Below are 24,599 nucleotides of genomic sequence, written 5' to 3' on the forward strand. Positions count from 1 at the left end.
CCCGCGAGCGCTATGGGCGCTTGTGCACGTTCGGTATGTCGTTGGGAAACGGGGGGCACGGAAGATTGAGGGACGCGGACAGTCTCTCCATGGCCGAGAACACCGCGGGGCGCTCGTCGTCGCGAAGCCCCAGGTGGCGGAAGGCTTCGGCCCATTCCGTTTCCGAGAAAACTTTCCAAAGGGCGTACTGATTCACGCGGTACATCGCCCGGACGTACCCCGACGATGTGATAACGGCACCAGGGACATGAAGTGCCCGCGGAGGGATTCGGATCAAGCGTTCACGCTGCTCCATGCTCGCGGAGCCACCGCGCGTGTGAATGAGCACGCGCTCGATGTCGCCCATGTGTTTCGTTCGGTACCTCAAATACGTGTCCCACTCGGCGTCGTCCGGAGAATCGGCAGCGTAAACGTTCACGCTCGTTCGTCCGACCATCGTGTAGGCCATCGTCTTCATCGCCCTCGAGCGATACCACGTCGAACCGCGCCGTCGACCCGATCGAAACGAGCTCAGGCGCGCCGCACGTCGGGCTGGCGCGATTCACGTCACGGGGGAATATTGAATTATCGTATCGCGTGGCCGAAGGCGTCGGCACCGCCGAGAGGCTCTCCAAGAACATGCGAATCTTTCGCATCTTGGACGACCTGTCGGAGTGCGCTCACTTCACCTTGACGAGGTCGTGGCCCCAACCGCGTGACTCGAAGCGCTTGACCATCTTTCCGTCAGGCAAAACTTCATACGCGGTCGTGGATGCGTAGCCCTTGCTGACGAGCAGGACGAAGGTGCGGCCATCGAGCTTGAAGGTGCCGTAGCCGCCGCCGAAAAGGCCAATCTCCTCGATGGGCGCGGCCGTCTTGTTCGTCAGATCGACGCTCCAGAAGCGCCAATAATTGCCCTCCACCGCCTCCTTCTGGCTCACGCCCGCGGGCACGAGCTCGTGATGGAACACGGCCATGAAGCCCTTGCCGTTGGCGATGTAGCTGAATGCCGCCGCTTCGCGGCCATCCGTGAGATCGGAGAAGCGAAGGGAGAAGTCGGGATCGATCCGCTCTTCACCTTTCTTGATGCGCACCGCGCAGTTCTTGGGCGCACCGGTATGATAGTGCGGCCCGGGCACGCTGAAGATCCAGCTGGAGAAGTAGATGTTCCCCACTTCGTCCTGGGTCGCGAAGTCGAGGCCCGGACATTCGGTCTCGAGCAATGCGCGGGTGGCATTGGTGTCGGCGTCGTAGACGGGGATCAGCGATGTCTTCGAGAACGACGTGTAGTCGTCGTTGGGCCAAAACACTGGCCAGAACACGCGCTGGTCACGCACGACGATGCCGCGGGCCGAGGCGGCGTCGACCTTGAAGCCGTCACGCACGAGGGGCAGCTGGGCGTCGTGCGGCTGCTGGGAGGTGATCTGCATCGTGAGCGGATCCCACACCGCGCGATCGACCGTGTTGTAAGCCATGTACGCACGGGTCGGAGCCGCGAGCGCGTTGGAGAAGAGTGGAGCGCGCGGCGCGTAGTTGGCAAAGCTGACGCGCCCCTCTTCCTTCCAGGAGCCGCGGTTGCCCACGTCGAAGCGGGTCACGACCGGCGAATCGCCGTCCGACACGAACAGCCGGCCACCAATGGCCGCCGTCCCCGCGACGCCGGAGAACTCGCGCGCTTTCGCGAAATCGACCGACGTAATGTCCAGTGAATCGAACAGGTTGACGTAGGTCGAGGTTCCCTGGTCGGCGAAGACGAAACTCATGAGCGCGTACGTCGGCTTGCTGGGATCGTGGCCCGCGGTGCCGTCCGCATCGCCGCTGCTCGAGCACGACGCGCAAATCGCGCCCGTAGCGATCGCGATCCATCCCATTGACAAACGCCGGCTCTTTGTGAAATTGCGAATCGTTCGCATTTGAAATCACTCTATCGCAGGTCGCCCGCCCCCATGTCAATCCACCGTTCGTTGCGTCGCTTTTGGGGGAGCGCGATGGCAAGCATCGTCGTTGTGTCCCCGATTTCCGCCTGGGCACAGGAGCCCGCGCCGAGTCCCGCCCCCGCGGAGGTGAAGGTCAAAGGGTCGCTGAGCGAGGGACGGCGGCGTCAGCAGTCCGCCGAAGCGGTCACCGTGGTGGACCTGCGCCGCGCGCAGCAACAGAGCTCCGATCTCGGGGAGGTGCTGGCGCGCACGCAAGGCGTTTCGGTGCGCAGGAGCGGCGGGCTCGGTTCGAACGCGCGCTTCTCGCTCAACGGCCTTTACGACGATCAGATCCGCTTCTTTCTCGACGGCGTCCCACTCGGCGCGGCGGGCTACCCGTTTGGCATCGCCAACGTACCGGTGAACCTCGTCGAGCGCGCGGAGATCTACCGCGGCGTCGTGCCGCTACGTTTCGGCTCCGATGCCTTGGGCGGTGCGGTCAATTTGGTCAGCGACACGCGCTACGACACGCACGCGCGCGCCTCGTACCAGGTGGGCTCCTTTGGAACGCAGCGCATGAGCGTGGAAGGCCGCTACCGCCATGAACCGAGCGGGTTCTTCGCCGGCGGCTCGTTCTTTTTCGACTATGCCAAGAACAACTACCGCGTCGACGTCGAGTACACCGACGATCGCGGACAATTGCATCCGATCAACGCACCGCGTTTCCACGACCGCTATGTCGCGCGTGGAGCCTCGGTGGAGGTCGGCGTGCTCGATCGACCGTGGGCGCACCGCCTTTCGTTGCGCGCATATGGCACCAGCTACGACAAGGAGCTCCAGCACAGTGTCGAGATGAAGGTGGCATACGGCGAAGTCGAATACGGTGAGTCGGTTTACGGCGCCGTAGCGCGCTACGAACAGCCCATCGCGTCGCGCTTGGAGCTCAAGATACTCGCGAGCTATTCACGCCGCACCATCGATTTCGTGGATAAGTCCATTTATGGATACGACTGGTACGGCCGGAGGACCAGCGGGCCCGGGACCCCGAGGGGGAAGGGATTCCCGGGCGAGATCCAAGAAAACGCCGCCTCCGATCAGACGCAGGGGGAAGGCACCGGACTCGCGCGCGGAGTGTTGGAATGGTCGCTGGCACCGGCGCACGTGCTGCGGGTGGTCCTCGCGCCGACACGAGCGACCCGTACCGGGGAAGAGCGCATTTCTTCGAGAACCAGTGCGCCCAACCCGGTGAACACGGACCGCAGCCTGTTCACGATGGTGAGCGGTATGGAATACGAAGCGAATCTGTTCGGCGACCGATTGCAAAACATTGCATTCGTCAAAGACTACGTCTTTCACATTTCGTCCAGCGGAGCGGGTAGCGTCGCCCTTTCGCGAGACTCCCATAGCTTCGGCGCGGGCAATGCCGTGCGTTTGCGCATTTCGAAGCCGCTTTACGTCAAGGTCTCCTACGAATACGCCACACGGCTGCCGAGTTCCGACGAAGTGTTCGGCAACGGAGTCCTCGCGCGCCCCAACCTCGAGCTCGAGCCGGAATTGAGTCACAACGCCAATGCCGGCCCGCGCCTCGAACTGCGCCGCACCCCGATTGGCGATATCACCGCGGACGTCAATGCCTTCTACCGCGACAGCGATCGCTTGATCCTCCCCTTACCCGGCGAAAGGTACCTTCAGTATCAAAATGTGAATCGCGCTCGTTCCTTCGGCCTGGAAAACGCGCTCACCTGGAGCACGCTCGAGCGCCGTCTCACCCTCGATGGCACCCTGACCGTTCAAGACGCGCGCAACGCATCCAGCGAGGGCCCGTTGGGGTACCTCGACGGCGATCGGCTCCCGAACCGGCCGTGGCTCTTTGCCAGCTGGGGCGCGCGCTTTCGAATTCCCGGTTTGCCTTCGCAACGCGATACCCTCGAGCCTTTTTACATGGGGCGCTTCGTTCATGAGTTTTATCGGGGTTGGCCGAGTCTGGGGACCCAAGAATACAAGCCTCTCGTTCCCTCCCAGATCACGCACAACGTCGGTATTTCCTATACGGTGTACGGTGGTCCGGCCGTCGTCACATCGACCCTGGAAGTGCAAAACGTCACCGACGAACGCGTCTACGACTTCCTCGGCGTTCAACGGCCGGGTCGCGCCGTTTATTTGAAGGTCAGCGGCGAGATCTGATCCCCTCAGCTTGCGGTGTCCCGTCAGGGCCGTTATCTCTCAGCCGCCACACCGGCGATGCCTTCGGGGAAGGGCAGGAGGAGGAGACATGGGAGCCGTTGCCAAGTTGTTGTTGGCGTCCACCAATGGGGCGGTCGCCTATCGCGCCGGTCTTCGAAAAAAGAAGATCGAAGTGAACGGGTACTGGGTTCACTATTACGAGGGCGGGCACGGGGACACGCTCGTGCTTCTGCACGGCCTCGCTGATGACAAATCGTCCTTCTTGCGAACGGCGCAGGGACTGACACGAGATTGGCACGTCATCTTGCCCGATTTGACCGGGCACGGGGAGAACGAGTTCATCCCGGAGCGTGACTACACCGTGCGGGGTCACGTCGCGGATTTGCACGCATTCGTCGAAGCCATGCGGCTCGATCGATTTCATCTCGGCGGCAATTCGATGGGCGGTCACGTCTCGCTCGCCTATTCGATTCACCACCCCGAACGGGTGCGGAGCCTGATCCTCGTCAATGCACCGGGACTCGTCGTCGAGGACGAGCACGTGGTTTACACCGGATTCGGCTCGCGCATGGAATCCCTCGAGGATCTTCTCTGCGTGCTGGACCGCGTCTATCACAAGCGGCCAAAGCTGCCGGGGTTTCTCTTGCGCCACCTGATGACGCAGACGAACAACGCGCTCGAAAAGATCAATACCATGGCGCGAGTCGTGCGCGAGGGCCCCGATTATTCGCTGGGCGATCGCATCTCGGAGGTCGCCGCTCCGACGCTCATCCTTTGGGGAAAGCACGATCCGGTGGTAAAAATGAACGTTGCGGAAGCGTATCGGGAGAGAATCCGCGATGCGAAGCTCGTCGTCTTCGAGGATGCCGCGCATTCACCGCAGCTCGAGATCCCCAAACGCATCGGAACCGGGATCAAGGAATTCTTGTCCAACCTCCGCGAGAACGCACGGCGCGACGCGGGCAGCCCTGCCGCCGGCAAGGAAGACCGCCTTTAGCAGCCCCCCACGCGCGCCTTGGCCCATTTCTTGGAATCCTATTTTGGCGGGAGCGTGATCACCCCGCTCGCTCGTAGGAAGGCGTCCAGAATATCCCTCCGAAAGTTCTCCTCGCACCGGATGCTGTCCCTCAGGAGCAGCGTACAATCCCTCTTGCCGTGCGCCCCATTCTCGTGCGCCCGCCACTCGGGGGCAGCACTGGCCGCGGGTTTCCCAGTGCGGGCAAACTCGAGCCAATATTCGCTGACCGTGAATGCGAACTTTCGGTCCTTTTCCGTGAGGATCACCGAGTACTCCGGGATCAGCGCGCCCGTATCGAAGACGAATGGGACGTCCCCGCCGTGCGGCGCCCCGTGGGGTGCTTCGGGGCGGAGGCGGTCCATGACGTAGTCGAAGTAGTAGCGCCACGTGGGGCTATGCTTGGAATGAACATCGGCCAGTTGACGGGGGAGCCGGGTGAAGACGAAGTCGAGGTACACGCGGCGACCTAGCTCGCGTTCGTCGGTGACGTTGGGGTAGAGAACGCCCAGGTCGATGTTCTGATCGCGCAGGAGTTGGACCAGGCGGGCCGGCGCGAAGCCGAATGCCTCGATCACGCTCGTGTCGTCGCTGGTGCTGCCGAGGATGAGCGGGAGCTTGTGTGCCTTTCCCGCCAAGAACCCCTCGACAATCCCCATGGGCAGCACGCTGTCGCCCGCGGTGAGGACGGGGGCCACGAACGTCGCACTCGGAAGCTTCCAGAATGCCTCCGCCGGCAACGCGCGGAGATCGGCCGCCGTCACGCCGGGCGGCAGCCCGAGGGCCTTGGCAAAGGCGATGCCCCGGCCGAGCGCCTCGGCGCGCGTGTGCTCGTGCAGCCCGTAGAAGCTCTGCGCGATGCCCTTGTGAAAGAGGCCTTTCGCCAACTCCGTCACGTACAGGGCCAACACGCTCCGGGACCCGGCGGACTGACCGACAATCGTCACATTGTGGGGATCTCCTCCGAACTGGGCGATGTTTCTCTGCACCCACTGAAGCGCGGCCATCTGATCCAACAGCGCAAAGTTCGCAGGGCCATCGGAGACCTCCGCATCCAGCGCGGGATGCGCGAAGTTGCCCAGATGGCCGAGTCGATAGTTGAACGTGACGATGACCGCACCACGCGCCGCCACGGACGCGCCGTTGTAAGGAGGCAATCCTCCTGCCCCGAGCAGGAACGCCCCGCCGTGAATCCGCACCATGACGGGGAGCTTGGCCCCCTTGGCAGCGCTGGACCCGAGCGCGACGTGAGGCGGCGTCCACACGTTGAGATACAGGCAGTCCTCGCTCAGCGCTTCGGGATCTCCGCCGGCGCTCGAAATGCACCCCTCGCGGGACTGCAACGAGGATTTGCCATACGCATCCGCCTTGAATATCCCCTTCCACGGTAGGACCGGGCGGGGTGGGCGCCAGCGCAGGTTGCCAACCGGCGGCTGCGCATAGGGAATGCCTTTGAAGACGAAGACATGTCTCTCGACGGCGCCTTGAACTTGCCCTTCTTCCGTGTCGATGACAGGTGCGCCATTTGGCGCGCGCGCGGTGTCGATGGCCATCGCTGTGACTCCCTTCTGACGATCCGGCAAAGCGTGAGCTCCCCTCTCCGCATCCCAACCGCAGGTACCGTTGGAGAGCGCGTCATTCTGTACGATTAATTCGCGTGCGCAAATTGAAATACGGCGACAGAGGCGTGACGACGAATGCACTCATCAAGAAGGTAATTGCATATTCGGAGACTTCGCATGTCTTCGTTGGCAATGGGGTCCCCCACGACGGTATACCGGCGGCCTGCGCGTGCGCCGCTTCGCCCCCGCCCCCTTTTTTCACCTCGTCCCCGCCCCGCTCGTTTGACCTAGGCGAACCATTCGGCGACTATGGCGGGCATGAAATGCACTGTGGCCGCCGTCGTCGTTGCGGCGGCGATGCTCACGACGAGGCATTCCAGCGCACAGGGCTCCCCCGCCGTCGCCGAGGCGCTCTATCGCGAGGGAAAGCGCCTCCTGGAGTTGAATCGCATCCCCGAAGCGTGCATCAAGTTCGCGGAGAGCCAGCGGACCGACCCCGCGACGGGCACGTTGCTCAATCTGGCCAATTGCCACCAACTCGAGGGAAAAACGGCGAGCGCTTGGGCCGAGTTCACCCAGGCTGCCGAACAAGCCGAGCATAAGGGCCAAACCGAGCGCGCGAAGTTCGCCCAGCAGCAAGCCACCGAGCTGCAGAAGAAGCTTCGCTCCTTGGTGTTCGATGTCAAACAGCCATCCAGCGGGATGGTGGTGAAGCTCGATGATCAGGTGTTGGGGAATGCCGCCTTGGGCACGCCTCTCCCCGTCGATCCCGGCGAGCATCGGGTGGCGGTGTCGGCCCCCAACAAGAAAACGTGGGAGTACGTGGTGAAGGTTCCAGCGAGCCCGGGCACGTCGCGGGTGGAAGTGCCCGAGCTCCAGAGCGTGGCGGCCGATGCCCCGCCCGTCGCCCTGAACAAGGTGGACGGCACGGGCACGCCGGGTGACACCGGCACGGATGGCGGCCGGCGCAACCTGGGCCTCATCGTGGGAGGTGCGGGGGTTCTCGCGTTGGGCACGGGGATCTTCTTCGGGGTGCGTTCAGTGCTGCTGGACCATCAGGCCGACGAGGAAGAAGCCAACGCGAAGAGGTTCGAAGAGGGCCCCACCGGCAATCCCAACGTGCAAAGGCAGCGGGACGCGAGCATCCGCGATCGGGACGACGCTTCGACGAATCGAATCGTCGCATTCATCGCCGGCGGTGCGGGCCTCGCCGCGGTGGGCGTGGGCATCTATTTCCTCGCCACGACCAAGAGCAGCAACGCTTCGGCGCCCCACGCCAGCGGCCTCCGCGATTTTCGAGTGACGCCGCTGGCAGGGCCGCATGTCCACGGAGCGAGCGCTTCGTTTGCCTTCTAATGCGCGTGCGATAGGCCTCCTCATGATCCGAAAGGGACTCGTTGCATCGCTGCTTGGTTCGATCGCCGCGATCGGCCTATGGGTCGCTTGCCTTCCGAGCGAACCCGAGATCATCGCGTCGACGCCCTCGCAAGACGAGGCGGGCGCGCCCGATGCGGGGATGTGCGATCCCAACGCGCCATTCACGAACCGGGGGCGCGTCTTCGCCGCCCCACTGGGACAAGATCGGCGTGGCGCAACGTTGACCAACGACGAAAAAACCATCTACTTCGGATTCACCGCATCGGGGTTCTTGGGTCGCCAATACCCGGCGAAACTCTATGTTCCAGACCGAAACGGTCCCGACGAGAAGTTCGACGGTGGACGGCCCATGGAAGGGGCGCTCAACGGCCTCGCGGGCCAGGACTATCCTCGCTTCAATCACGATGGCCGCATCATCGTCTTCGCGGGGCATTTGGACGGTGGTGCGCCGGACGGAAGCCCTGAAGGCCCGAACAATCCCTATTTGTATTTCGCCACCAAGGGAGATGCAGGAACCTTTGGGACCCCGCAACGCCTAAAACTCCCCCTCAATACCGGAAGCGTCACCTTCAATCCGTTTCTCCGTACCCTTCCCGGCGGCGGCGGCGACCTGTGGTTCTCCCAGTGCACCGAACCAGGGGGGTGCTTTGGGGACGGAGGCACGCTCGCCATTTATCGAGCCGACGTCTTGCACGATCGCTTCGAGGCCACCAACGCATTTTCCATTCCGGTCCGCGTCGAAGGGGGGGTCGACCTTCCCAATACGAACGAATACTCGCCGGTCGTGAGCGCCGATGGCAACGAACTGTTGTACTCGAGCGCGGCCGCCATCTATTCGACCTATCAGACGACCCCGGGCCAATGGACCAAGCCTCGCTCCATCCCACTGGGAGGCGTCTACCGCGACGCCCCGGCCTGGATCTCACCCGATCATTGCCGGCTCTACTACGAATCGCAGGTAGAGAATGAGAATGGCTCCCCCAGCATCGTCGACATCTATTTGGCCACGCGGCCGGCACCGGGGCACTGAGACCTCCCGTCCGCGGGAAGAATGGCCGACGCCCGCATCCCGGTGGTAGAGTGCCCCCGTGAAGGTGGTCCGCGAGAGCAGCCCGAGCCGCCCGGGGCCAGGTCCCTCGGATGCGGCCCTGGTCGTGGGCGCCCGCGCCGGGGAAGGCTGGGCGCGGGAGGCGCTCTTTGGCCGGCACGCCACCCGACTCAATGGGTTGGCATTTCGCTTGATGGGCCGCGATCGCGACGTCGACGATCTCGTCCAAGATGCCTTCGTCGCCGCCCTTCAATCGCTGCACCAACTCGAAGATCCCAATGCGTTCGGCTCGTGGCTCGCCTCCATTTTGGTGCGATTGGCGCGCAAGCTGATACGCCGGCGACGGATGATGGCGCGCCTCGGATTCAACCGCGACGCGCTCGCGATCGATCTCGACGAGATTGCTTCCGCCTGTGCGACCCCCGCGCGGGTCGCGGAGGTGCGGCGCCTCTATCGCGTCATCGCGGAGCTGCCGGCCGATCTGCGCGTTCCGCTGGTGTTGCATCGGGTCGAAGGCCTGGCGCTCGGAGAGGTCGCGTCGATGACCCGCGTGTCGCTCTCGACGGTGAAACGCCGAATCGAGGAGGCGGATGCGCGGCTGCGGGCGCATCATGATGAAGGGAACGAGGCGCCGTGAGCACATCGTCGAAACATCCGCTCTCGGAGGAGCTCGCACCGCCGGTGAACGACGCGCGCCTGGCCAAACAATGGGGCGCCGTGTCCGCGCGCATGCAGGCTCCGCCGCCTCGCCGGGCACGCTGGATGCTCGCGACCGCCGCGGGACTGGCGATCGTCGCGGGTGCCGCGCTCCTCGTGCGCACGGCGACGCGGCACGATCATGTGGCGATGGCGCACGAAGAGCTCACGCTCGCCGATGGCTCCCGGGTCACCATCGATCCCGGCAGCCGAATGCGGCTCACCACGGTGACCGCCACACGCATTCATCTGGTGTTGGAGTCCGGCGGCATCGCGCTCGAGATTCCGCAATCCGAGTCGCGAACCTTCGACGTCAGCGCCGGAAATCAGCACATCACGGCGGCCGGCGGCGGCTTCGACGCGCACATCGAGGCCAAAGCCGGCCGGGACATGCTGCACGTCAACGTCGCGCAGGGAAGCATCGAGGTGGCGCGCAGCGATGGTTCGATGCCGCGCGCACTCCATGCCGGTGAAAAGTGGTCGACCCCCATCGAGGCCGAGCCCGCGCACGAGAGCCCCCCCGAGCCGCTCGATGCGAAGGAGCTTTTGGCGCGCGCCACCGAAGCGCGGGTGGCGAACCATCTGAAGGACGCCCTCGAGGCGTTCGACGAGCTGCGAACACACTACCGCAGCGATGCGCGCGCCGGGCTCGCGGCCTTCGAGCTCGGGCGCCTTCGCCTTGATGTGCTCGGCGATCCGGCAGGCGCGCTCGAAGCCCTGGACGATGCGATCGAGCTCGCTCCGGCGGCGCAGTTTCGGGAAGACGCGGAGGCTCGCCGCGTCGATGCGCTCGATGCGATGGCCGATCCGCGCTGCGTTTCGGCGCGCACGGCCTATCTGGAACGGTACCCCAAAGGCGTCCATGCGCGCGTGATTCGTCAGCGCCAGTGTAAGACAACCGCGCAGTAGGTACGCGCGAAGTCGTGTCGTCCGCACGAAAGCGTGAGCTGATCGCTCGCCCCACGGCACTGCTCGGGCGGAGTCACTAATCCCTATTCGCTTCCACCGGCTTCTTTTGGCCGAGGAGATGCCATGTTTCCCATGAAATACATTGCCGGGGCCCTCGCGGCCCTGGGTGCGATGATTTGCGCTTGCAGTTCCGACGCGGAGACGCACGACGATCACGCCGACGCAGCAACGTGCGTCACAGTGCGCGGCGGACCGCTCTGGAATTACTCGGCGGGCGATCCGTTGGGCCCATCGCATTGGGGCGAGATTGCATCTGCGCAGGATGCGAGCGTTTATCCGGATTGCGCGAACGAAAGCCAACAGCAATCCCCCATTGCGATGGCCCGTTCCGGTGCGGGTGTGGTGGCCCGCCCCTTCCAACTCGGCAGCGAACTCGCATGGTCCACGGCGGCGACCGTGCAAAATCTCCGAAACGACGGACACACGTGGATCGCGGGATTCGACCCGGCGCAAAACCAACTACGGGTCGATGGTACCGATTATGGTCTTGCGCAGTTTCACGTCCATGCGCCATCCGAACATACGCTCGATGGCAAAGAGTATCCTCTCGAAGCACACTTCGTACACCTCGATGCGAGCGGCACGCAGCCCTTTGCCGCGGTCATCGCCGTGATGTTCGAGGAGAGCGAGAACGACAATCCCGAGCTGGCCAAAATTTGGCCGAAGTTCGATAGGTGCGCGCAGGAGGCTCCGAGCAGCGTGACCGGCGTGACCTTGGATCTCCCGAGGCTCCTCCCCGAGGGGCGCACGTACATGACCTACGACGGCTCGCTCACCACACCGCCTTGCTCGTTCACCGTTCGCTTTTTCGTGCTCCTCGAACCCCTGAAGGCATCGAAGGCGCAGATCCGGCAACTCCAGGACGCCGTCGGCCGGAACAATCGCCCCATCCAGCCGATCTTGGCGGGGACCCAGGTCTCGATTCATCGGCCTTGAGGGAGGCGAACGAGGTTGAGGTCGAGGGTTCTCGCATGAACGTAATTCATGCGTTCCATTCATCCTATTCGTTGGTTTGCCGAAGGCGCGCAGCTACCCTCACCTCACCATGACGAACCCCACGAACCTCGGCGGGCGCTTTGCGTTTCCCGGTACGAACCTATCCGTCAACCGCGTCGGCTACGGCGCCATGCAGCTAGCGGGCCCCCACGTCTTTGGCCCGCCGCGCGATCCCGACGGTGCCGTCGCGGTTCTCCGGGAGGCACAGGCGGCCGGCGTCGACCACATCGACACGAGTGACTTCTACGGCCCGCACGTCACCAACCAGATCATCAAGCGCGCCCTGCACCCCTACCCGAAGAACCTCGTCATCGTCACGAAGGTGGGGGCGCGCCGCGGAGACGACGCTTCGTGGCTGCCCGCGCAATCCCCCGACGAGCTCCGCTCGGCGGTCCAGGACAACCTCCGAAACCTCGGGGTCGAAGCGCTCGACATCGTCAACTTGCGCGTCGGCCTCATGAACTTGGCCGATGAATCAATCAAGGACCGAGTCCTCGTCCTCGCCGATCTGAAAAAGCAGGGACTCATCAAGCACATCGGCCTAAGCAACGTCACGGCGAAGCAATTCGCCGAGGCGCGGGCAGTGACCGAAATCGTGTGCGTGCAAAACGAGTACAACCTGGCGCGACGGGGAGACGACGCGTTCATCGACCAGCTCGCGAAGGAGGGGGTCGCCTACGTGCCATTCTTCCCGCTCGGCGGCTTCACACCACTGCAGTCGTCGACGTTGTCCGAGGTCGCCACGTCGCTCGAAGCGACCCCGATGCAAGTGGCACTGGCGTGGCTACTGCAACGCGCCCCGAACATCCTGCTCATCCCGGGAACGTCGTCGCTCACGCACCTCCGGGAGAACCTGAAGGCCGCCGAGTTGAAACTGCCCCCCGCCGCCGTCGAAAAGCTGGAAGGTTTTCATCGCTGAACGCTAGCCGCGCCGTGGCCCACGCATTGGTAACTCGTCGCCTCGTTGGGATCACCCTGTCCGACGTACGAGGACACCTGAGGGTAGTGGCATAGGTTGCGCGTGACGGGTTTGCCCGAGGCGTTGGTGATCGCCGCGGGCAACGTGTCCGGCGGCTTGCCGTGCTCGACCCAGTCTACCAAGGTATCCAGTGCGTTCGTCGGGATCGGGCCGTTGCCATCCTCGCAGTGGGCCACGCCCGGTGCGAGGAACACGCGGTAGAAGTCGTCGACCTGCGGAGCGCCCCCCAGCCGCTGCACCACCCGTTGCCAATAATCGATCGTGCCGCCGGGCGTGATCAGCTGGTCGGCGCCACCTTGCCAGGTGAGCAACCGGCCACCGGCATTTCGGAAGGCCGAGAGATCCGGATTCGATGTGCCGATGATGCCGTCGTACTCCTTCACGGATTGCCGGAACAGTTCGGCGAACTGGTCGTAGGTGATCGTCGACGTGTCGAATCCAAGACGCTTTTCGAGGAAGGTCTGAACCCAGCCTACGGCCACGGGGAATCCGGGCGCGAACGGAGTGCCAGTCGTATCCAGCTTCGTGGCGGCCAGCCCGCCGAAGTCCGCGCCCTTGGGCAGTCCCGGCCACAGGGGTCGATGGTGCTCGTCGGTTGGTCCCGCCCAGATCTTGCGCACGACTTCGGCGTCGGCGGGCGTGACCGTGATGTCCCCGCCTTCACAGCGCACCTTGGTGCCGGCGAGCGCGCGCGGATCGTAGTCGCACGTTTCGGGCCGCTCGAGGATGCCATCGGTGACCCCGTCGCGGGCGTCGCAGGCCCGAATGGCGGCGTCCTTGAATGCGTTGAACACGCACGTGCTGGGGAAGTCGTGCTCTTGGTACATGACGATCTGCGGCCACAAGGACGCGACCGCGAACTGCGACCAATTGATCGCGGGGGCGATGGCGAGGATGCCGTCGAAGTCGTCGGGGAAGTTCTGCGCTTCGGAGTAGCCCTGGCGTCCGCCGGTGGAGCAGCCACTCCAATAGGAATACGAGATCGGCCGGTGGTAGAATTTCTGCGTCACGTCTTTGCCCACCCATGTCGCCTCGTGCACGGAACGCGAAGCAAAGTTGGTCAGCAACGGTGCGTTGATCGTGCCGTCGGCGGCAAGGCCCCAGCTCGCGTCGAGGAACGTGAGGGGAACGCCTGCGTCGGTCGTGGCGGCCGCGTAGCCATTCTTCACGGCCCGAACGAGCGGCGCTCCGAACTCACCGGCGGCGTAGGCACTGCCGCCCAACGCTTGGAAACGGCCGGTCCAACCGGTTTCGGGCAGCACTACCTTCACGTGCACGTGGTCGCCGGCACCAGGATGCGTCAGCGTGACCGTGAGCTCGCAGCTCGCCGGGACGTCGGCAATGGGGGCCGGTGTTGGCCCGAACGGTGCGTCGGGGAAGCTGACGGTGCCCCCGGGCTGCCGGACCGCGACCACGGACTCCACCTCCGCGCCGCTCGGGGCGGAAACGGCAACGGGCGCGCAGGCCGGTGCGCCTTGGTTCGCCGGAGGATCCGTCGTGTCCTCGCACGCGGACTGCGTCACGGCCAGTGGCACCAGGATGGCGAGGGTCACCACCACCCCGGCCCCTTCGGCGATTCGCCTGTACAGTCCGTTCTCTCGTTGAGTCATTGCAATCTCCTTGCGTGTCGATTCATGTAGCGCATACGAATGAATCGCATACGATATATCTGACACAAAGGTATCGCTCGCACTCCAACGAAATGAAACGAAGGGGCATTTTGCCGCCGGAGTCGCCCCGACATGTTCGAGGCAACCCGGCGGCACGCCTTCCCTTCACGGAACGTCGATGAACACGGAGCTCGGTACGCCCCAGTTTCCTTTGGCGTCTTGGCTTTCGACGAAGACGATGTGCCGGCCGGAGGTCCATCCGGTGGTATCCACGGTGGCGGTCAGTTTTTCACTCTTCGCGTCGAACGCACCATCGGCCGCGTCCATCGCGCTCGTCGCATTGGAGGCCCACGAGGGCGCGTCCACCGTGTAGTGCGCCGCCGCAATGGTCTGCGTCGGCTCCGAACCCTTGTAGCGCGTATCGTCCGCCGTGGCGGTCAACGTCACCGAGGCTCCTGCGGAAACCGATGCGGGCGACGCCGTGACTTGGAGCGACTCCGGCCCCGAAGGCGTCTGGTAGGGGCGCCGGGCGGCCTTGAACGCGTAGCGAAGCGCGCTCAAATTGCCGGGGGCGACGCTCTGTTCGTAGGTCGAGCACTTCTCGAAGAAGGCCGTGCCCATTTCAATCGTGAACGACGCTACGCCAAGCTCCCCGTACGACCAATCATCGGTGCCGCCGCTGGCCACGTACATGCAACCGGGGGCCGCGACCTGGCAGGCGGTGTATCCGTTCAAGTAGCCGAACTTGCGCCCCAGCGTTGCGAGCTGCGCGGCATTCGGCGGGGCCGACGCACTCCACCCCCATGGGTAGAGAACCTTCTGCGCATAGCTATGCAACGTGATGAGCACCCCCGAAGCATCGAGCGGCGCGGCATCCCCGGTGTTCGGCCCGCGCTGATCGGGAAAGATCGACGCGATGTATTTTTGAACGTTGTCCGTCTCGGGCTCCGACTTGGCCGACGGCCCGTGGTAATCCTGGTCGCACTGCTCGTCGCTGGAGCCACCGGTATTGAATTGGAACGAGCTATTCCGATTCAGATCCGTGCCATATTGGTTGCTCAAGGTCGGCGGGACGGAGCAACTGCCGCCGTTCGTGTCGTTCGCGTTCTTTCGCTGGTAGTAGCCCTGCTCGGCGACCTTTCGGCTGTCCGGGTTGGTCTGCGGCAGAACGTGAAGCTCGTAATGATCGAGAAGCCACGTTGCGTCGGGATCGCTGCCGTATCCTTTGGCCATCTGCTCGGCGAAACGCAACACCGTCTCCGAGGTCGTGTACTCGCGCGCATGGATGCCGCCCATCAGGAAGAACGCAGGCTTCGGGCCCGCGATGGCGCTGTTCGTCAACGCGAGCACGAGCATATCGTAGCCCGCATCGCGATTCTGCTTGTTCCACGTGGGCCCGATGTTCACCACCTTGGCGAGGTTCGGGTAGTCCGAGGCGAGCTGCTTCAACGCGGCGTGCGTCTCCTCCACGGTTCGGTAGCATGAATAGCCCGGGATCCCCGTCGCAGCCGCCGTGCTCTGGAGGCGCAGGCGCTGCTGCTTCGACTCGCGCTCGACGATGTCCACGCGATGACCGCTCGCCACGAGCGCCTCGTAGTCGGCGGGATCGTCGATGAGGACGGCGACCCACCCTTCTTCTCCATTCACCTCTTCGAGCACGTCGTAGCGGTGGACCAACCCCTGAAGGTCGGCCTGATCCTTGTAATGTACATGCGTAAAAATGGTCTCACCGGCGGAAGGGGGAGCGTCCTTGGAAGGCTCCGAATCGGTCGAGCATCCCGTGATGCCAACGCATGCCGCTGTCGTGAGCGCGGAAAGCGCGACCACGAAGCGAGGGAAAGACTTGGGTGAACGCAAGAACGCCTTCATCGGCTGACTCCATTTACGAAAGTTGCGAGATTGACGACATGGTGGGTCCCCCCCAACGGGCGTCTCAGCCGCCTATCGTGCTGCGAATCCACTGCACGTGGGCCGCAATCCCCGTATAAATGCTGGTGCCCGCGCATTCACCGCCGCTGCCGGCTCGGCTGGTGGCCCCCACCAAGGTCCAGTGTCCGGACGAACCCGAGATCGCAGGGCCGCCCGAATCACCGTGGCAAGCGCCCTCGGTGCGGGTGCCACTGATGCAGATATCGCCCTGCCCCGGCTCACCACCGGAACATGCACGGACGGGACGGAATTGAATATCGAGCTCTTTCAGGTCGATCGGATAGTTCGTTTGCGGCCACGACGTCGTTCCCCATCCGATGATCCGCCCGGGCGAATCGTCGGCAGGATCCTCCGATGCGAGCTCCACCGGGGTGCTCTGCGAGGCACTCGCGAGGCGCAGCAAGGCAATGTCGTCCGACGGATGGGCGATTTTGCGCTGGATGGCGATGAGTTCCCCGCCACTTTCCGTCGAATTGGAGCCAATGCGCACCTTGCTGATGGCACGAAGGCAGTGCTGTGCGGTGACGACCCATTGTGGTGCAACCAGGGCACCGCCGCACCAGTGCTCACCTTGGGAGGTCTGCGTCGAAACCATGAATGGATACGTCTCCGTGGCGTCGTGACCACCGATGATTTCGTCGCTCGAGCGCCCGATGGATTCATCTTGAGACGGGGCGCTGCAACCAACCGCCGAAAGAATGGCCACGATCAAAAACGGAATATGCTTCATGGGGAATGTCCCTCCTGCGAGACAGATGTCGTTTGCGCATGTCGAATGACTCCGTGCGTCGAAGTCCCGAATGCGTGGATTACGTGCCTGGCAATAACGGGCATTCGCAAGGAACTTCGCAGTTCCGCATACCTACGCGGACACCGCTGCAAAGTCCCTCATCCGAAGCTCACCGTCTCATGGGGAATGTCCTTAGCTTCACGAATTTATGAAAAAAAGGACCATCGGCGGCGATTCTCGGTGCGCCTGGCGATGGATGCAAGGCCATGCAACCGGTCAGTGTCCGCCAAATAGGTTTACGAATCCTAGGATGACATCGTGACCCGCGGAGCCTCGCTCCAACCGAATCGCGACATAGCGCGCGCAACCACGTCGTGTGCGATGGGGATGGCCGACGTCGCCGCGGGCGATGGGGCATTGCAGATATGGATGGTGCGGGCCGTTTCGCGGATGAGGAAGTCGTGCGCCAGCGTACCGTCGGCGAGGACGGCCTGCGCCCGGATGCCCGCGCGGTACGGCGTGAGATCATCGAGTTTCAGCTCGGGGCAATACCGCTGGCAGAGCGCGAGGTAGCGGCTCTTGCTCAGGGAATTCCACATCTCCGAGATTCCCGATCGCAAGTTGGCGCGGATGACCTTTCGAAACCCCGGATAGGCGATCATCTCGGACAGATCGTCCAAGTTGATATCGCCGAACTGGTACCCTTCCCGCGCGAACGCCAGCACCGCGTTCGGCCCCACGGTCACGTACCCGCCGATCATGCGCGTGAGGTGGACACCGAGGAAGGGCAGCGACGGATCGGGGATGGGGTAGATGAGGTGCTTGACGATATCGTTTTTATCGTCGCCAAGTCGGTAATACTCCCCGCGGAAGGGGACGATTTGGAAATCCAGATCGATGCCGCATTTCTTGGCGAGACGGTCGGCCATGACGCCGGCGCAGACGATGACGTGCCGCGCGCGGATCGTATGCCGGCCGGCGTCGATCCGGACCTCCCCGGGCTCTTCGTGGATGTCGTCCACGTGCGCGTTGGTCTTGATCTCACCGCCGCGCTCCGTCACGAGGCCGGCCATGGTGCGGGTCACGAGGCCGTAGTCGACGATGCCGGTGGTCGGCACGAAGAGCGCCCCGAGCCCGACGATGTGTGGCTCGCGCCGCGCGAGCTCCTCGGCATCGATCCGCTCCACGCTCAGCTCGTTGGCGATGCACCGCTCGTGCAGGGCATTCATGCGATCGATCTCGCTCGGGTCGGTCGCCACGAGCAGCTTGCCGCATTGGTCGAACGGCAGCCCGTACTCCTTGCAGAAGCGCATGGTGGCGACCGCGCCCTCTTTGCAAAACCGCGCCTTGAGGCTGCCGGGCTGGTAGTACACGCCCGCGTGGATCACGCCGCTGTTTCGCCCGGTCTGATGTGCGGCGAGGCGCGATTCCTTCTCCAGGAGGACGATCGAGAGCCCGGGAAACCGCTCGGACACGTGCCACGCCGTCGCCAACCCGACGATGCCGCCGCCAATGATCGCCAAATCGTAGTTCATGGCCCGGCCGAGTCTAACACCACGCGGGGGCTTCGGGCTCTCACGGCGCTTTCGGCGGCGTGCAGGCCTTCTTGACCCGCGCCTGGACGGCGGCAGGGATGGTGAGATCGCCTTGGCCCGTGCAAAAGACCGAGAGCACGCCGTCGTTGCGGACGTCATAGGAGATATGGCTCTCGAAGCGCTCCGGGGTATGGATGCCGATGGCCTCCGAGAACCCGTTTCCTTCCCAGATGGGACCGACGCCGCCGAAGTTGGCATCCTTACGCTTCTCGATGTCTTTGGAGAGACTCGCCACTTCCTTTTTGACCTGGGGAAGCGCGTTCACCACCTCGGTGGCCGTGGTCTCGCAGATGTCCTGCCACGAGGCTTCCTTCGCGCCCTTGGCCTGCTTCGCCCCGCGGGTCTCGGTGGGCTCGTCGGTTTCCTGGAGGATGACCGCCTTACCCTTCCGCAAGCCCACGACCAACGAGGCCTTCACGTCACGTGGCTGGGGCGCACGGCCTGAGCGCTTGAGAAACTCTACGCGGATATCGTCACCGTCCACGAACGTGGGGTCACCCACGATTTGCTGATGAAATGCGGGGTCGCTCTTGAGCGCCTGGGTCTTCATTTGGACCACCGCTTCGGCGCCAAGCTGCTTACCATAGTAGCCGACAGCCTCCGCATAAAGAGGGGCAAGGGCGGCGGTGTCGTGCCGGTCGAGGGCGTCGTTCCAAGCGACGAGCACCCCGCGCGCTTGCTCGCGGGTGAGCGCGAGGGTCGCAGAAATCGGTGCGGCAGAAGGTGCAGCGGGGGCTGCGCTTGCCGATGCGGCGGCCGTAGAGGTGGTCTCGCTGCGGCGGCAGGCCATCAGGCCGGCGAGCAAGGCGACGAAGATGAGGGAGCGGGGGCAGGACATGTTCACGGCACACGATCTCATACTCCGATGCATCGGTCACTTGGCCTCTGGGCTGGCAGGCTCTGCTTCCCGGACCTTGACGGCGAGGCGCGAACACATACACTTTATGTAAAGAATCTTTATGTAAAGTCAAATGGTGACACATGCCGCAGGAAGAACTCCGTTCGATCATCGAAGATCACGCGCTCGAAAGCGTGCCGCTGTCGCAGCGCAAAGGCTGGGCGGCGCTGTCATTCAGCACGGCAGGCATCACCACGACCCTCGTTCAACTGTTTTTCGGTGGCCTGGCAACCTTCGTCGCCGGATTCCGGATCGCGTTGGCGGCAGGGGTTTGCGTCACGATCCTGGGCACCCTGCTGGGCTGGGCGACCGGCCACGTCGCGTACAAGACCGGCCTGTCGAGCACCGTCCTGGCCCGCCGCTATGGATTCGGCGTGAAGGGGTCGGCGCTCGCGTCGCTCATTTATGCGTTCATGATCATCGGCTTCCTCGCGCTCGAGAATGCCCTGCTGTACAAAGGGCTTCTTTTCTACTTCGGCCTCGCCGATACCCTGGTACACCGCATCGGGATCTACGGCGTACTCACCGCCCTTTGGATCGGACTGACGACCTACGGATTCGCGCTGGTGTCGAAAGTGTCCTCGGTGTTGCTGAGCGTCTACCTCGCCGTATTGGCGTTCATCGTCGTGAAATTGGCGGTGAGCACCGGGCATCCGCTGCACGAATTGGTGTCGTATCCTGCCCTTCTGCCGGCGCAGGAGCTCGATGCGATGGGGGCGAGCACCGACACGGGCAAGTTCATCTTCTGCCTGAACCTACTGATTGGCTCGGCGGGCGCGTTGGCATTGACCGATGCCGATCTCGGTCGCTACGCGCGCCGCTCACGCGATATCGGCATCGCCGCGTTTGCCGGCGCGGTGGCCATGGACATCGTGTCGCTCGCCGTCGGGGGCATCATCGTCTACGCGGCCGCACCGATGTTGGTCGACTTTTACATGGGTCACCATGGGCTGACCCGCGAAGCCGCAAACCATGCGGTGCTCGGTGGCCCGGACAGCATCGCGGCGGCGCTGCTCGTCTTCGGCGGCGGCATCGGCGCGCTGGTCATGGGCATCGGCCAGGCAAAGGCACAAGTGCTCAATACCTATAGCGCGTCGTTGTCCTTGTCGAATCTGTTCGATGTGTCGTGCGCGTGGCGACCGGGCCGCTTCGTGTTCGTCGTGTTGGCCAATGCCGTCGGCATCGGCATGCTGTACGGCAGCATTCTCGAAGCGGTGAATTCGTACATCACGGTATTGGGTGTGATTACCACCGCCTTCGCCAGCGTCGTGGTGCTCGATTACTACGTCGTGTCCAAACGGGTGGCCGCGCCCGGCGATGCCATCGCCCCGATGAATTGGGCGGGCGTGACGACCGTGATCGGCGCATCGGCGATGTCGCACTTCGTATTGAGCACGTATATCCCGGTGCAGTTCGCCGTGACGCTGGTGCTGTGTGCGGTGTTCTATCCCGCGTTGCGCCTCGGTGTGTTGAAGCCCACGGCACCCATGTAACTTGACATAAAGATACTCTATGCAAACAATAACCCCATCACTGGCCGGTCCCCGAACCGGAAGCCGAACGGAGTCGAACGATGGTCCATCAGCCAGGCCTACCGGATGTCGCGGAGATCCTGCTCCAGAGCAACGAGCTCGAATGGCGGCCCAAATCGCTCGAGGGCGTGCACGAAAAGATGCTCTGGCGCGACGACGCGACGGGCGCGTCGATTGCGCTGATCCGCTTCGAGAAGGGTGCCGGCATTCCGCAGCCGCATTCGCATGCGTCGAATCAATTCATGTTCTGCCTGTATGGAAAATACGAATACACGTCCACGGGGCTCACCCTCGTTCAAGGCAGCTTCTACTGCAATCCGAAGGGGCTCGTGCACGGACCGACGCGCGCACACGAAGAGACGGTCGTCGTCGAGGTGTACGACGGGCCGCACTACCCGCAAAAGCCCGACTGGTACACCGACGAGCGGGATGCACACTGACATGGGCGCCAGTGTTTCCATCTCGGTGTCGCGCCTCGTCGACGCGGTGACCCGGATTCTGCAGGGCGCGGGCGTGGCGCACGAGGATGCGCTCACCGTGGCCCTGGCGCTTGTCGCGGCGGATCAGGAGGACATCGCGTCGCACGGCGTGATGCTGGTACCGCTCTATGTCGAGCGGCTGCTGGCGGGGTCGGTGGTCGCCCGCGCGAAGCCGGCCATCGTAGCGGATGGCGACACGGTGATCGTGCTGGACGCGCAGCATGGACTCGGCCAGGTCAGCTCCACGTTCGCCGTCGAGCTGGCGGCTTCCCGCGCGCGGCGCTACGGCATGGCGAGCGTGGCCGTGCGCAATGGCTTTCACTTCGGCACGGGCGGTCGCTGGGCTGGCGTGCTTGCGCAACACGGTCTCGTTGGCATCGCGATGTCGAACACGCGGCCCTTGATGCCCGCGCCGGGTGGCGCGCAGGCGGTGGTGGGCAACAATCCTCTCGCCATCGGCCTGCCCTCGGAAGAGGGGGTGCCGCTGGTGCTCGACATGGCGATGAGCGCGAGCGCGATGGGCAAGATTCGTCTTGCACGGGCGCAGGGCGCGAGCATCCCTCCAGGGTGGGCCACCGATGCGCACGGCGCCCCCACCACGGATCCGGCGGCGGCGATCGAGGGCATGCTGTTGCCCGCGGCGGGACCCAAGGGGTTCGGGCTGGCCGTCATGATCGATCTGCTGTGCGGCGGGCTGGCCCATGGCGGCGTCGGCGATGCGGTGAAGCCCCTCTACGGCAATGCGGCCCTTCCCTACGGTTGCTCCCATTTCTTCCTGGCCATCGACGTCAACCGCTTCCTGCCGCTCGAGCAGTTCCGCGCCACGGTGAGCGCACGTTCATCGCATATTCGCGCGTCGCGGCGCGCCCCCGGCGTCGAGCAATTGCATATGCCAGGCGACATCGCCGCGCACCAGTCGCAACGTCATCGCAACTTCGTCACGTTGCCGAGCGCGCTGCTCGGACAGCTCGACGAAAGCGCGAGGGCGGTCGGCATTCCGCTTCCTTCTTTGACGGAATCAACAGGAGCGTCATCACGATGAGCAAGCAACAAATCTCGACCGCGAAGCTGCGTGAACCCAATGGGCACTTCTCGCAGGCGATCGCCGTGAACGCCACCGGACGGCTGGTGTTCATCTCGGGCATGACCGCGCGCAAGCCCGACGGCACCATCGCGGGCGTCGGAAACATCGAAGTCCAGACACGCCAGGTTTGTGAAAACCTGAAGGCCGCGGTCGAAGCGGCCGGCGGCCGACTCGAAGACATTTGCCGCGTCGACGTGTACGTGCGCAACATGGAACACTTCGAGGCGATTCACCAAGTACGCCGCGAATACTTCAACGCGCCGCTTCCCGCCTCGACGATGGTCGAAGTGACCAAGATGGTATCGCCCGATTACCTGATCGAGATCAACGCCATCGCCGTGGTGCAGGGCGCGTGATGGCGGATACCTCGCATGGGGGGCTCGCGCGCGTGCGCGTCGACGGCGTCGTTCACCTGGCGCTGGTCGATCGCGGCGTGGCGACGTTGCTGCCCGAATTCAACGGCAGCATGGTCGATCTGATCGAGGGCGGTCCGCGCCGTCTGAACGAAGGGCGGACGCTGGCCCGTGGCGAAGATCGAACGCGCTTGGCGCTGGAGGCGGTGCACGTGCTTGCACCGATCGATCGATTTCGCCGCGACGTGATCTGCGCAGGCTGGAACTACTGGGCGCATTTCGAAGAAAGCCGGGGCAAGCGCGAAGGTCAGGACGTCGAGCGCCCCACCGCGCCCACGTTCTTCACGAAGGCCCCCGACGTGGTGATCGGCCCCAATGACCCGATCGGCTGGGATCCACGCATTTCTGCCAAATGGGACTACGAGGCCGAGATCGCCGTGATCATCGGCAAAACGTGCCGCAGCGTCCCGCTCGACGCGGCGCTCGATCATGTATTCGGCTATTGCCTGGCAAACGACGTTTCCCAACGCGACCTTCAGCGCCGGCATGGCGGACAGTGGCTCAAAGGCAAAAGCATCGACGCGACAATGCCGCTCGGCCCGTGGATCCTACCCGCGGACACGTTCGAGCTCGACGAGGTGCAACTGAGTTGCTTCGTAAATGGCGAGGTGCGCCAGAACGCGAGCACCAAGCAAATGGCATTTTCGATCGCCGAACTGATCGCCGAGGCCTCGTTCGGCATGACCCTGCATGCGGGCGACGTGCTGCTAACCGGCACCCCTGCGGGCATTGGGAATGCGATGGATCCGCCATCTTTTCTGGTCGAGGGCGACGAGGTGGTGGTCCGTGCGACGGGCATGGGACAACTACGTAACCGTCTCGTGCGCGCAGATTTGTACGGTGCGTCGAGGGTAGAAATATGAAGGCGCGCTTCGATGCGACGGGCAACGTGATCGTGATCACCGGTGCGGCCAACGGCATAGGCCGTGCGCTGGCGCTCGCCTGTGCGACGGCCGGCGCGCAGGTCATCGCACTGGACGTGGACGATCGCGAAGGCGAAACCTTGCAGGACGAGCACGCGCAGATCGAATACAGTCATCTGGACGTGTCCGACCGCGCCGCGGTCAGCTGGGTTTTCGCGGACATCCTCCGGCGCCATGGGCAGATTGACGGGCTCGTTCTCGCCGCCGCGGTCCAGCCGCGGGTGCCCGTGCAGGAAACGCAGCCGCATACCTGGCAGCGCGTGCTCGACGTGAACCTGAACGGCGTCGTGTGGTGCTATCAGGCCGCGTTGCCCAGCATGATTGCGCGCCGCAGGGGCTCGGTCATCGCGTTTTCGTCGGGGCTGGCGTCGTCGGGCTGGCCCGGCGCCTCGGCGTATGCGACGACCAAAGCGGCGCTGACGGCATTCGTCAAGTGCGCGGCGAAGGAAGTGGCCATGCATCGCGTGCGCTTCAATCTGATTGCGCCGGGCGTGATCGATACATCACAGTATCGCACCGCGAATGCCGGCCGCGATGACGCGCATTGGCAGCAGACGATCGGTGTCGGCGTGGCCGACGATGTGGTGGGCCCGTTGATGTTCCTGCTCTCGGACGCCGCCAGCATGACGGCGTCGCTCCTGAGCCGCGATTTCGCCTACCCGTCGCACGACGACGCCTGATTCCC

At 64.0% G+C, this 24,599-nt stretch carries 22 protein-coding genes; 14 read left to right on the forward strand and 8 right to left on the reverse strand.

Going from position 1 to position 24,599, the window contains the following annotated elements:
• Positions 1-10: 10 nt before the first annotated feature.
• Together LVJ94_26800 and LVJ94_26805 are read right to left on the reverse strand one after the other, a co-directional pair.
• Positions 11-457 (reverse strand): hypothetical protein, encoded by a 447-nt coding sequence (locus tag LVJ94_26800; GenBank protein WXB00519.1) that lies wholly within the window; start codon positions 455-457, stop codon positions 11-13.
• Between the two features lie 202 nt (positions 458-659).
• Positions 660-1,850, reverse strand: coding sequence for a hypothetical protein (locus tag LVJ94_26805; GenBank protein ID WXB00520.1), 1,191 nt, complete (start codon positions 1,848-1,850; stop codon positions 660-662).
• A 135-nt stretch (positions 1,851-1,985) separates the two neighbouring features.
• On the opposite strand from LVJ94_26805, the gene LVJ94_26810 reads away from it, so the two are divergent.
• Both LVJ94_26810 and LVJ94_26815 read left to right on the forward strand, forming a co-directional pair.
• Positions 1,986-4,079 carry a TonB-dependent receptor plug domain-containing protein gene (locus LVJ94_26810; GenBank protein WXB00521.1) on the forward strand — a complete coding sequence of 698 codons (2,094 nt, stop codon included), beginning with the start codon at positions 1,986-1,988 and terminating at the stop codon, positions 4,077-4,079.
• An 88-nt stretch (positions 4,080-4,167) separates the two neighbouring features.
• Positions 4,168-5,076 (forward strand): alpha/beta hydrolase, encoded by a 909-nt coding sequence (locus LVJ94_26815; protein ID WXB00522.1) that lies wholly within the window; start codon positions 4,168-4,170, stop codon positions 5,074-5,076.
• 38 nt (positions 5,077-5,114) lie between these two features.
• Here LVJ94_26815 and LVJ94_26820 read toward each other — a convergent pair whose 3' ends face one another.
• Positions 5,115-6,647 carry a carboxylesterase family protein gene (locus LVJ94_26820; protein ID WXB00523.1) on the reverse strand — a complete coding sequence of 511 codons (1,533 nt, stop codon included), beginning with the start codon at positions 6,645-6,647 and terminating at the stop codon, positions 5,115-5,117.
• 327 nt (positions 6,648-6,974) lie between these two features.
• On the opposite strand from LVJ94_26820, the gene LVJ94_26825 reads away from it, so the two are divergent.
• From LVJ94_26825 to LVJ94_26850, 6 genes are all read left to right on the forward strand, one after another.
• On the forward strand, positions 6,975-8,012 hold the full coding sequence (locus tag LVJ94_26825; protein WXB00524.1) for a hypothetical protein: 1,038 nt from the start codon (positions 6,975-6,977) through the stop codon (positions 8,010-8,012).
• A gap of 22 nt (positions 8,013-8,034) precedes the next feature.
• On the forward strand, positions 8,035-9,063 hold the full coding sequence (locus LVJ94_26830) for a hypothetical protein (protein WXB00525.1): 1,029 nt from the start codon (positions 8,035-8,037) through the stop codon (positions 9,061-9,063).
• A 58-nt stretch (positions 9,064-9,121) separates the two neighbouring features.
• On the forward strand, positions 9,122-9,718 hold the full coding sequence (locus LVJ94_26835) for a sigma-70 family RNA polymerase sigma factor (GenBank protein WXB00526.1): 597 nt from the start codon (positions 9,122-9,124) through the stop codon (positions 9,716-9,718).
• Positions 9,715-10,686: a FecR domain-containing protein gene (locus LVJ94_26840; GenBank protein ID WXB00527.1), complete on the forward strand. Its 972-nt coding sequence runs from the start codon at positions 9,715-9,717 to the stop codon at positions 10,684-10,686. The genes LVJ94_26835 and LVJ94_26840 overlap by 4 nt, the downstream gene beginning before the upstream one ends.
• Positions 10,687-10,818: 132 nt before the next feature.
• Entirely contained in the window at positions 10,819-11,682 is an 864-nt protein-coding gene (locus LVJ94_26845; GenBank protein WXB00528.1) for a carbonic anhydrase family protein, read from the forward strand.
• A gap of 109 nt (positions 11,683-11,791) precedes the next feature.
• Complete coding sequence (locus LVJ94_26850; protein WXB00529.1) at positions 11,792-12,661, forward strand: aldo/keto reductase family oxidoreductase; 870 nt, start codon at positions 11,792-11,794, stop codon at positions 12,659-12,661.
• Here the strand turns inward: LVJ94_26850 and LVJ94_26855 are convergent.
• The 5 genes from LVJ94_26855 to LVJ94_26875 all read right to left on the reverse strand — a co-directional run bounded on the left by LVJ94_26855 (position 12,652) and on the right by LVJ94_26875 (position 19,429).
• Complete coding sequence (locus LVJ94_26855) at positions 12,652-14,331, reverse strand: tannase/feruloyl esterase family alpha/beta hydrolase (protein WXB00530.1); 1,680 nt, start codon at positions 14,329-14,331, stop codon at positions 12,652-12,654. The genes LVJ94_26850 and LVJ94_26855 overlap by 10 nt on opposite strands.
• 165 nt (positions 14,332-14,496) lie before the next feature.
• On the reverse strand, positions 14,497-16,200 hold the full coding sequence (locus LVJ94_26860; protein ID WXB00531.1) for a peptidase M14: 1,704 nt from the start codon (positions 16,198-16,200) through the stop codon (positions 14,497-14,499).
• Between the two features lie 64 nt (positions 16,201-16,264).
• Complete coding sequence (locus LVJ94_26865; GenBank protein ID WXB00532.1) at positions 16,265-16,990, reverse strand: serine protease; 726 nt, start codon at positions 16,988-16,990, stop codon at positions 16,265-16,267.
• Positions 16,991-17,295: 305 nt separating this feature from the next.
• Positions 17,296-18,525, reverse strand: a complete 1,230-nt coding sequence (gene lhgO, locus LVJ94_26870) for an L-2-hydroxyglutarate oxidase (GenBank protein ID WXB00533.1) — start codon at positions 18,523-18,525, stop codon at positions 17,296-17,298.
• A gap of 40 nt (positions 18,526-18,565) precedes the next feature.
• A complete protein-coding gene (locus LVJ94_26875; protein ID WXB00534.1) occupies positions 18,566-19,429 on the reverse strand; it encodes a nuclear transport factor 2 family protein in 864 nt (287 codons plus the stop codon).
• A gap of 137 nt (positions 19,430-19,566) precedes the next feature.
• On the opposite strand from LVJ94_26875, the gene LVJ94_26880 reads away from it, so the two are divergent.
• The 6 genes from LVJ94_26880 (at position 19,567) to LVJ94_26905 (ending at position 24,594) form a co-directional block, all read left to right on the forward strand.
• A complete protein-coding gene (locus LVJ94_26880) occupies positions 19,567-20,976 on the forward strand; it encodes a cytosine permease (GenBank protein WXB00535.1) in 1,410 nt (469 codons plus the stop codon).
• A gap of 80 nt (positions 20,977-21,056) precedes the next feature.
• A complete protein-coding gene (locus LVJ94_26885) occupies positions 21,057-21,455 on the forward strand; it encodes a cupin domain-containing protein (GenBank protein WXB00536.1) in 399 nt (132 codons plus the stop codon).
• A 1-nt stretch (position 21,456) separates the two neighbouring features.
• Positions 21,457-22,536: an Ldh family oxidoreductase gene (locus LVJ94_26890; GenBank protein WXB00537.1), complete on the forward strand. Its 1,080-nt coding sequence runs from the start codon at positions 21,457-21,459 to the stop codon at positions 22,534-22,536.
• Positions 22,533-22,934 carry a RidA family protein gene (locus LVJ94_26895; protein ID WXB00538.1) on the forward strand — a complete coding sequence of 134 codons (402 nt, stop codon included), beginning with the start codon at positions 22,533-22,535 and terminating at the stop codon, positions 22,932-22,934. The genes LVJ94_26890 and LVJ94_26895 overlap by 4 nt, the downstream gene beginning before the upstream one ends.
• Entirely contained in the window at positions 22,934-23,854 is a 921-nt protein-coding gene (locus LVJ94_26900) for a fumarylacetoacetate hydrolase family protein (protein ID WXB00539.1), read from the forward strand. Before LVJ94_26895 ends, LVJ94_26900 begins: the two co-directional genes overlap by 1 nt.
• Entirely contained in the window at positions 23,851-24,594 is a 744-nt protein-coding gene (locus LVJ94_26905; protein ID WXB00540.1) for an SDR family oxidoreductase, read from the forward strand. Before LVJ94_26900 ends, LVJ94_26905 begins: the two co-directional genes overlap by 4 nt.
• The last annotated feature ends 5 nt before the right edge of the window (positions 24,595-24,599 follow it).

Source organism: Sorangiineae bacterium MSr11367 (assembly GCA_037157805.1).
Lineage (GTDB): Bacteria > Myxococcota_A > Polyangia > Polyangiales > Polyangiaceae > Pendulispora > Pendulispora rubella.

Coding starts and splice junctions, on each gene's coding strand:
- LVJ94_26800 (WXB00519.1), bottom strand. CDS start 457: ATGAAGACGATGGCCTACACGATGGTCGGACGAACGAGCGTGAACGTT.
- LVJ94_26805 (WXB00520.1), bottom strand. CDS start 1,850: ATGGGATGGATCGCGATCGCTACGGGCGCGATTTGCGCGTCGTGCTCG.
- LVJ94_26815 (WXB00522.1), top strand. CDS start 4,168: ATGGGAGCCGTTGCCAAGTTGTTGTTGGCGTCCACCAATGGGGCGGTC.
- LVJ94_26820 (WXB00523.1), bottom strand. CDS start 6,647: ATGGCCATCGACACCGCGCGCGCGCCAAATGGCGCACCTGTCATCGAC.
- LVJ94_26825 (WXB00524.1), top strand. CDS start 6,975: ATGAAATGCACTGTGGCCGCCGTCGTCGTTGCGGCGGCGATGCTCACG.
- LVJ94_26830 (WXB00525.1), top strand. CDS start 8,035: ATGATCCGAAAGGGACTCGTTGCATCGCTGCTTGGTTCGATCGCCGCG.
- LVJ94_26845 (WXB00528.1), top strand. CDS start 10,819: ATGAAATACATTGCCGGGGCCCTCGCGGCCCTGGGTGCGATGATTTGC.
- LVJ94_26850 (WXB00529.1), top strand. CDS start 11,792: ATGACGAACCCCACGAACCTCGGCGGGCGCTTTGCGTTTCCCGGTACG.
- LVJ94_26855 (WXB00530.1), bottom strand. CDS start 14,331: ATGACTCAACGAGAGAACGGACTGTACAGGCGAATCGCCGAAGGGGCC.
- LVJ94_26860 (WXB00531.1), bottom strand. CDS start 16,200: ATGAAGGCGTTCTTGCGTTCACCCAAGTCTTTCCCTCGCTTCGTGGTC.
- LVJ94_26865 (WXB00532.1), bottom strand. CDS start 16,990: ATGAAGCATATTCCGTTTTTGATCGTGGCCATTCTTTCGGCGGTTGGT.
- lhgO (WXB00533.1), bottom strand. CDS start 18,525: ATGAACTACGATTTGGCGATCATTGGCGGCGGCATCGTCGGGTTGGCG.
- LVJ94_26880 (WXB00535.1), top strand. CDS start 19,567: ATGCCGCAGGAAGAACTCCGTTCGATCATCGAAGATCACGCGCTCGAA.
- LVJ94_26885 (WXB00536.1), top strand. CDS start 21,057: ATGGTCCATCAGCCAGGCCTACCGGATGTCGCGGAGATCCTGCTCCAG.
- LVJ94_26890 (WXB00537.1), top strand. CDS start 21,457: ATGGGCGCCAGTGTTTCCATCTCGGTGTCGCGCCTCGTCGACGCGGTG.
- LVJ94_26895 (WXB00538.1), top strand. CDS start 22,533: ATGAGCAAGCAACAAATCTCGACCGCGAAGCTGCGTGAACCCAATGGG.
- LVJ94_26900 (WXB00539.1), top strand. CDS start 22,934: ATGGCGGATACCTCGCATGGGGGGCTCGCGCGCGTGCGCGTCGACGGC.
- LVJ94_26905 (WXB00540.1), top strand. CDS start 23,851: ATGAAGGCGCGCTTCGATGCGACGGGCAACGTGATCGTGATCACCGGT.